The 6,971-nt window shown below is 64.3% G+C and carries 5 protein-coding genes; 4 read left to right on the top strand and 1 reads right to left on the bottom strand.

Features of this window, described 5'->3' with window-relative positions; all coding sequences use genetic code 11:
- Window positions 1-112 precede the first annotated feature (112 nt).
- From AC0L3L_RS09105 to AC0L3L_RS09090, 4 genes are all read left to right on the top strand, one after another.
- Entirely contained in the window at window positions 113-664 is a 552-nt protein-coding gene (locus AC0L3L_RS09105) for an MBL fold metallo-hydrolase (protein ID WP_473637304.1), read from the top strand.
- Between the two features lie 3 nt (window positions 665-667).
- A complete protein-coding gene (locus AC0L3L_RS09100; protein ID WP_473637303.1) occupies window positions 668-1,930 on the top strand; it encodes an MFS transporter in 1,263 nt (420 codons plus the stop codon).
- 201 nt (window positions 1,931-2,131) lie between these two features.
- Window positions 2,132-2,629 (top strand): EF-hand domain-containing protein, encoded by a 498-nt coding sequence (locus tag AC0L3L_RS09095; protein WP_473637319.1) that lies wholly within the window; start codon window positions 2,132-2,134, stop codon window positions 2,627-2,629.
- A gap of 49 nt (window positions 2,630-2,678) precedes the next feature.
- Window positions 2,679-3,794, top strand: coding sequence for a cysteine desulfurase family protein (locus tag AC0L3L_RS09090; RefSeq protein ID WP_473637302.1), 1,116 nt, complete (start codon window positions 2,679-2,681; stop codon window positions 3,792-3,794).
- On the opposite strand, the gene secDF is transcribed toward AC0L3L_RS09090, so the two are convergent.
- Window positions 3,789-6,344 (bottom strand): protein translocase subunit SecDF, encoded by a 2,556-nt coding sequence (gene secDF / locus AC0L3L_RS09085; protein ID WP_473637301.1) that lies wholly within the window; start codon window positions 6,342-6,344, stop codon window positions 3,789-3,791. The two genes, AC0L3L_RS09090 and secDF, sit on opposite strands and share 6 nt — an antisense overlap.
- Window positions 6,345-6,971 lie beyond the last annotated feature (627 nt).

Raw genomic sequence — 6,971 nt, 5'->3', positions numbered from 1 at the left:
GTCGAACTCACCTGCAGTCGCACCGTATCGCCCCGCCGGTACGAAAAACGGTCGCTGTAGCACCAGATCTCGCCGCGGGGCCCCGCCCAGCCGGGGCGCGGGGGAAATTATAATGGGCCGCGCCCCCGCCCCCGGGGCGCGCCCCGCCTACGTGCTCTCGGCGGAGGCGGATGTTGCGTTCCCGTTCAAAGGCGTGCGCGACGGAGAGGTCCTCTCGCTCGGCAACGTCACCGCAACCGTCCTGCACACGCCGGGTCACACCCCGGAGCATATCTGCCTTCTCGTCAGCGACCGCACGCGTGCCGACGAGCCGTGGTTCGTGCTGACCGGCCACACGCTGATGGCCGGCGATCTCGGTCGCACCGAACTCGCCGTCAGCGCCGAGCAAGGCGCAAAGGATCTCTTTCGCAGCGCCGGCCGGCTCAAGGCTCTTCCCGATCATGTCGAGGTGCTCCCCGGCGCCTGTGCTGGCTCGGTCTGCGGCCGACGCCTGAGCGGCAAGCCGTGGTCGACCATCGGTTTCGAGAAACGCCACAACGAGGCCCTCCGGATCGAGGACGAAGCCGCGTTCATTCGCTTCATGCTCGCCGAGATTCCGCCGGCTCCGCCGCAGGCCGCGGCTCTCCGGGCCGCCAATTCCGCCCTGGCTGCTGCGGCGGCCTGAGCCATGGACGAAGCGGCATCGGTTCCAGGCAAGGCGGGTTCACCCGTCAGGCTCGGACTCAGACAGAACTGGCCGCAATTCGCGCTGCTCGTCGTGATCAACGCCTTTGTCGGCGGTATGGTCGGAATAGAACGAACGGTGGTGCCGCTGATCGGATCGGAGGAGTTCCACGTCACGTCGACGACGCTCATCGTCTCCTTCATCGTCAGCTTCGGCGTCGTCAAGGCGCTGGCCAATCTGGTCTCGGGGCAGCTTGCCGACGCGTGGGGCCGCAAGCGCGTGCTCGTTTTGGGATGGCTGGTCGGCCTGCCGGTGCCGTTCATGATCATCTGGGCGCCGACCTGGGAATGGGTGATTGCGGCCAACGCATTGCTCGGCGTCAACCAGGGGCTCGCCTGGTCGATGACGGTGATCATGAAAGTCGATCTCGTCGGGCCGAAGTCGCGCGGCCTTGCCGTCGGCCTCAACGAGTTCGCCGGCTATCTCGCCGTCGGGGTGACGGCGTTCCTGACTGGCTATCTCGCCTCGCAATACGGGCTTCGGCCAGTGCCGATCTATCTCGGCGTCGGCTATGCCGTGCTCGGTGCCGCACTGTCGATCCTGCTCGTGCGCGACACGCGCGACCACGTTCGGCTGGAGGCTTCATCCCACGCGCAGCAGCCCGCGCCGATCAGCTTTCGTGAGGTCTTCGCGCTTACCTCGTTCGGGGATCGCAACCTGTTCGCCGCCTCGCAGGCCGGTCTCGTCAACAATCTCAACGACGGCATGAGCTGGGGCATTTTCCCATTGTTCTTCGCTTCCTTCGGTCTCGGTGTCGAGCGCATCGGCATCCTCAAGGCGATCTATCCCGCGACATGGGGTATCTTGCAGATCGCCACGGGTTCCCTGAGCGATCGCTGGGGGCGCAAAGGCCTGATCGTCGCCGGCATGTGGGTTCAGGCCACCGGTCTGTTTCTCACCGCGGCGACGCGCCGGTTCGAGTGGTGGATGGTCGGCAGCCTTCTGCTCGGGCTCGGCACGGCAATGGTCTACCCGAGCTTGATCGCAGCCGTCTCCGATGCCTCGCATCCGACTTGGCGCGCCCGCTCACTCAGCGTCTACCGGTTCTGGCGGGATCTCGGCTACGCGATCGGGGCGCTCTCCGCCGGCCTCATCGCCGACAGTTTCGGGCTGTCATGGGCAATCACATCGATCGCCGCGCTGACGTTTCTCTCTGGCGTGGTCGTGGCTGTCGTGATGAGGGAAACCGCGAGCAGGGCAACATGACAGCGGTGGAGATCGCTGCCCGAGCAATTGATCCAGCGCAAACTCGCCGCGCTGCCCTTTGGGCCTATATTGGAATTTGACCGCGACCGGCGGTTTGCCGGCAGTACGGAAAGAGCCGAATGCATTTCCGCATCGAAGCCGCAGAGCCGCCAGCGAGTTGGAACGGGCTCTGCCGAGCCCCATGAGAGGAAGGAGGATATTATGACATTGATTGCACTGATGCGCGCGGCCGCGCTTGCCGCCATTGTCGCCGCCGGCGCGACGGCTACAGCCGCCGCGCAAACAACCGCAGCCGATCCCCACGATACGACGGTCGCGCAGGCGGCGCCGTCTCCCGAGCCTGGAGGTATGGCGGGACAAGACCAAGGTGCACAGCCCGCTCAACCCGGCATGATGCCTCCCGGCATGATGGGCCAGGGCATGATGGGCCAAGGCATGGGCCGGGGCATGATGTGCCAAGGCATGGGTCAGGGAATGATGGGCGAGATGATGCAGCCCGGCATGATGGGCGCAATGCCGATGATGCGCATGCGCGGGCACATGATGAAGATCATGTTCGCCATTGCCGACACCGACGGTGACAGCGCACTTTCCTTCGAAGAGATCACCGCCATCCATAAGCGAATCTTCGACAAGGTGGACGCAAACAAGGACGGCAAAGTGACATCCGAAGAGGTTCAGGCATTCATGCGGGAATAGCCGCGCAAGCTGATCGCCGGGCGACAAACCGCGAAGGAGGCTCCCGGGCATGACATCGATCTATCTCGACTACAACGCCAGCACGCCGATCGATCCTTCGGTTACGGCTGCCATGCGGCCATATCTGGATGACGCTTTCGGCAATCCATCGAGCGGGCATTGGGCGAGCATGCCGGCGAAGGCTGCGCTGGAGAAGGCCCGCAGCCAGGTTGCGGCGCTGCTCGACTGCGCACCCGACGAGATGGTGTTCACAAGCGGCGGCAGCGAGGCCAACAACCTGGCGATCAAGGGCACGTTCTTCGCGCTGAGGCACAAGGGCGAGCACATCGTTACCACCACGGTCGAGCATCCGGCCATTCTCGCCCCTTGCCGGTTCCTCGAGCAGCTCGGCGCGGCAGTGACCTATGTGCCGGTCGACAGCACGGGCCGGGTCGATCCCGAGGATGTGCGTCGTGCCATCACGCCGCGCACCATCCTGATCAGTGTCATGCACGCCAACAATGAGGTCGGCACGATCCAGCCGATCGAGGTGATCGGTGCTATTGCGCGGGAGCATGGCGTCCGGTTTCATACCGACGCTGCGCAGTCGGTCGGCAAGATTGCAACCAAGGTCGACACGCTTGGCGTCGATCTGCTGACCATCGCCGGTCACAAGCTTTACGCGCCGAAGGGTGTCGGTGCGCTCTATGTCCGAGGCGGGCTCAGGCTCGAGCCGCTGATCCACGGCGCCGGGCACGAACATGGCCGGCGCGCTGGCACCGAGAGCGCCTTGCTCGCGGTCGGCCTCGGCGCCGCCTGTGCGCTCGCCGGCGACCTGGAGCCGATGGCGCGCATCCGCGTGCTGCGCGATCGCTTTTGGGACAAGCTGCAGGAGAGTTTCGGCGACCGTGTCGCACTCAACGGGCACCCTCAGCACCGCCTTCCCAACACGCTCAGCGTTTCGTTCGTCGGCATGATCGGTGCCGAGGTGCTTTCGCGTCTCGACGGCGTCGCGGCGTCAACCGGTTCGGCCTGTCACGCCGGCCGGGTCGAGCTCTCACCGGTGCTCACGGCCATGGGCGTGCCCGAGAAGATCGGCATGGGCGCCGTTCGCTTCAGTCTTGGTCGAGCCACGACCAGCGCCGAAACCGACGCTGTCGTGGATCAGCTTCGAACCACATCATAAGGCCTGTCGCGCCGGCGGCTCTTTCGCCGCTGCGGTTTCCTCTGGGCTGAGGGCGCCCGGCCGGAGCTTGAACAGGATCAGCAGCGGCCCGGCTACGAAGATGGAGGAATAGGTGCCGGCGAGGATGCCGAAGATCATCGCGACCGTGAAGGACTGGATGACCTCACCGCCCCAGATCGAAAGCGCCGCCAGCGCAAACAGCGTGGTCACGCCGGTCAGGACCGTTCGCGCCAGTGTCTGGTTCATCGACAGATCGAGCAGTTCGGCAATCGGCATCCTTTTATAGCGGCGCAGATTCTCGCGGACCCGATCATAGACAACAACCGTATCGTTGATGGAATAGCCGACGATGGTCAGGATCGCGGCTATCGAGGTCAAATTGAACTCTATGCCGGCGACGACGTAGAAGCCGACCATCAGGATCACGTCGTGGAACGTCGAAATGATGGCGCCGAGTCCGAACTGCCACTCGAACCTGATCCAGATGTAGACGAGCATCGCCAGCAGCGAGGCGAGCACGCCCATTGTGCCGTTGAACGCGAGTTCGGAGGACACTGTCGGACCGACAACCTCGATGCGGCGGAACTCGTAGTCGGATTCGAGTGCGCTCCTCACTTTCTCAACGGCGGACTGTTCGGCAATGTCGCCGCCCCCCTGGGTGCCGATGCGGATCAGCACGTCCCGGGTCGACCCGAACTCCTGCACCTGCACTTCACCCAGTTCGAGGCCCGTCAGCCGCTCACGGATGTCGCCGATGTCGGCCTGCTGGCTCTTTGCCTGCACCTCGATGCTCGAACCGCCGCGGAAGTCGATGCCGTAGTTCATGCCGACAGTGAAGAACAGCAAGGCCGAAGCGATCGACAATAGCAGGGACAGCGTGAAGGCGTATTTTCGGAATGCCATGAACGGCACCCGCGTGTCGTCGGGCACCAGGCGCATGACACCGCTGGGCATCGTTTTCGGGCGCTGCCGGCGAAGCCAGAATGCGACCAGCCAGCGCGTCAGCGTGAAGGCCGTGAACACGGTGGTAACGATGCCGATGGCGAGGGTGACGGCAAATCCCTTGATCGGCCCTGAGCCGAGGAAGAACAGGATGACGGCGGCGATCAGCGTCGTCACATTGGCATCGACGACGGTCGCCAGCGCCTGTTTGAACCCGGAATCCATCGACTGCACGATCGAGCGCCCTTGGCGGTTCTCTTCGCGGACGCGCTCGAAGATGATGACGTTGGAATCGACCGCCATGCCCATCGTCAGCACGATGCCGGCGATGCCAGGCAGCGTCAGCGTTGCCCCAAGAACCGACAGGACGGCGATGATCAGTGCGACGTTGGCCAGGAGCGCGACATTCGCGATCAGTCCCAGTCGCCCATAGGCGAACAGCATGAAGCCGACGACGAGGAACCCGGCGACGATCGACGCGAACTGGCCCGCCTCGATCGAATCGCTGCCGAGGCTTGGACCGACGGTGCGTTCCTCGACGATGGTGAGGTCGGCAGGCAGCGCGCCGGCGCGCAGCAGGACCGCAAGGTCGTTCGCGCTCTCCACCGTGAAACTGCCGGATATCTGTCCGGTGCCGCCCAGGATTGGTTCGCGGATCTGAGGCGCGGAGATCACCTCGTTGTCGAGGATGATCGCGAACAGGCGCCCGACATTGGCCTGAGTAGCCTGACCGAAGCGGGTGGCGCCGCGGCTGTCGAAGCGAAACGAGACCACCGGCTCGTTGGTGCGCTGGTCGAAGGTTGCCTGCGCATCGACGAGGTTTTCGCCGGAGACGATGATCCGGTTCTCGATCAGATGAGGAACCCGCGGCTTTTCCGTCGAATACAACACCGTCGAGCCCGCCGGCGGGCGGCCGGAGATCGCCTCCTCGACCGGAATCGACTGGTCGACCATCTGGAAGGTCAGCTTCGCGGTCTGTCCGAGAATATCCTTCAGGCGCTGCGGATCCTGCAGGCCCGGCACCTGGACCATGATGCGCTCAGATCCCTGGCGCTGGATGATCGGCTCGGTCGTGCCGAGCTCGTTGACGCGCCGGCCCACCACCTCGATCGATTGAGTCAGCGCCGCGGCGATCCGGTAGTCGACCCCGGCTTCGGTCAGCGTAAAACGCAGCACGCCTGGTTCCGGCTCGGCCATCTCCATCTCGGTCACCGAGCCGCTCATGAAAAGGCCGGTCGAGATCGGCTGCGTCAATCTTTCGAGCGCGCTCTTCGCAGCCGCGATCTGGCCCTGGTCGCGAATGCGGACCTGGATGGAATTGGCGGTGCCGGAAAGCCCGGTATAGCCGATCTGCGCATCGCGCAGCGACGTGCGGACCTCGTCGCGTGCCGATTCGAGGCGTTCGTTGGCGAGGTCCTGCCGATCGATCTGGAGCAGGATGTGCGAGCCGCCCTGCAGGTCGAGCCCCAGCGTCAGCTGCTGCTTTGGCAGCCAATTCGGCAGCGATGCCAGAGTGGAGGCGGGAACCAGATTGGGAGCTGCGTAAAGGATACCGGCCAGGACCGTCAGCCAGATGAGAATGGTCTTCCAGCGCGAAAAATGCAGCATGTTCTTGTCCGTTCAGCCCATATCGGGCGGAAACCGCCTCCGACAAGAGCTTTGGCGGTCCGATCGGCGAGCAACTCGGCGAGAGCCCGGGAACGCGATGTGAAAGTTTTGGGAGTTGGGGCCGCGGTCGCGCGGCCAGGATCATGCCGGGGGAAGCGGAGGCGCGCGCGCATCAAAGGCGCGGATCGGCGACAGTTTCGGCCGGTCTTCAGACCCTATACCAAACGGTGCGGCCGACGCGGTTTCGAGCGGCAGGCGTAAATCCGGGATAGTGCAAAAGGGCTGGCCGCTTCCCGCAGTGGCGGGCGTTCCCGTCTTGAAACGGGAAGTCTCAGCACCAACACGGCGCGCAATGTCGCGGACAAGGATAGTCGGGTGCGCGGCTGGTTTGGACGCAGCGAGCCTCATTTGCTCTTTGGCCTGTCCGACCTGGTCGGCTGTTGCCGCAGGAATGGTCCAGATCAAAAAGAGTAACGAAGCGAGCAGCCGCAGGCCAGCACCCGCGCTGAGCAGAACGCCGGGCCTTGTGCTAGCCTGTCTTGGACCGCTTCGTCTCATCTCACCGGTACGGCTCTTCATACACTTCGACTAATGCACCTTCGTCTTCGTTGCCTCGGTAGGAGGCCG

It is taken from the genome of Mesorhizobium sp. WSM4849, from assembly GCF_055811385.1.
Note: the sequence above shows the minus strand (reverse complement) of the source record. Positions and strands in the feature narration are given on the sequence as shown.

Bases quoted from the DNA above. Each gene is read 5' to 3' on its own strand.
- AC0L3L_RS09090 (WP_473637302.1), top strand. From the start codon at position 2,679: ATGACATCGATCTATCTCGACTACAACGCCAGCACGCCGATCGATCCT.
- AC0L3L_RS09105 (WP_473637304.1), top strand. From the start codon at position 113: ATGGGCCGCGCCCCCGCCCCCGGGGCGCGCCCCGCCTACGTGCTCTCG.
- secDF (WP_473637301.1), bottom strand. From the start codon at position 6,344: ATGCTGCATTTTTCGCGCTGGAAGACCATTCTCATCTGGCTGACGGTC.
- AC0L3L_RS09100 (WP_473637303.1), top strand. From the start codon at position 668: ATGGACGAAGCGGCATCGGTTCCAGGCAAGGCGGGTTCACCCGTCAGG.
- AC0L3L_RS09095 (WP_473637319.1), top strand. From the start codon at position 2,132: ATGACATTGATTGCACTGATGCGCGCGGCCGCGCTTGCCGCCATTGTC.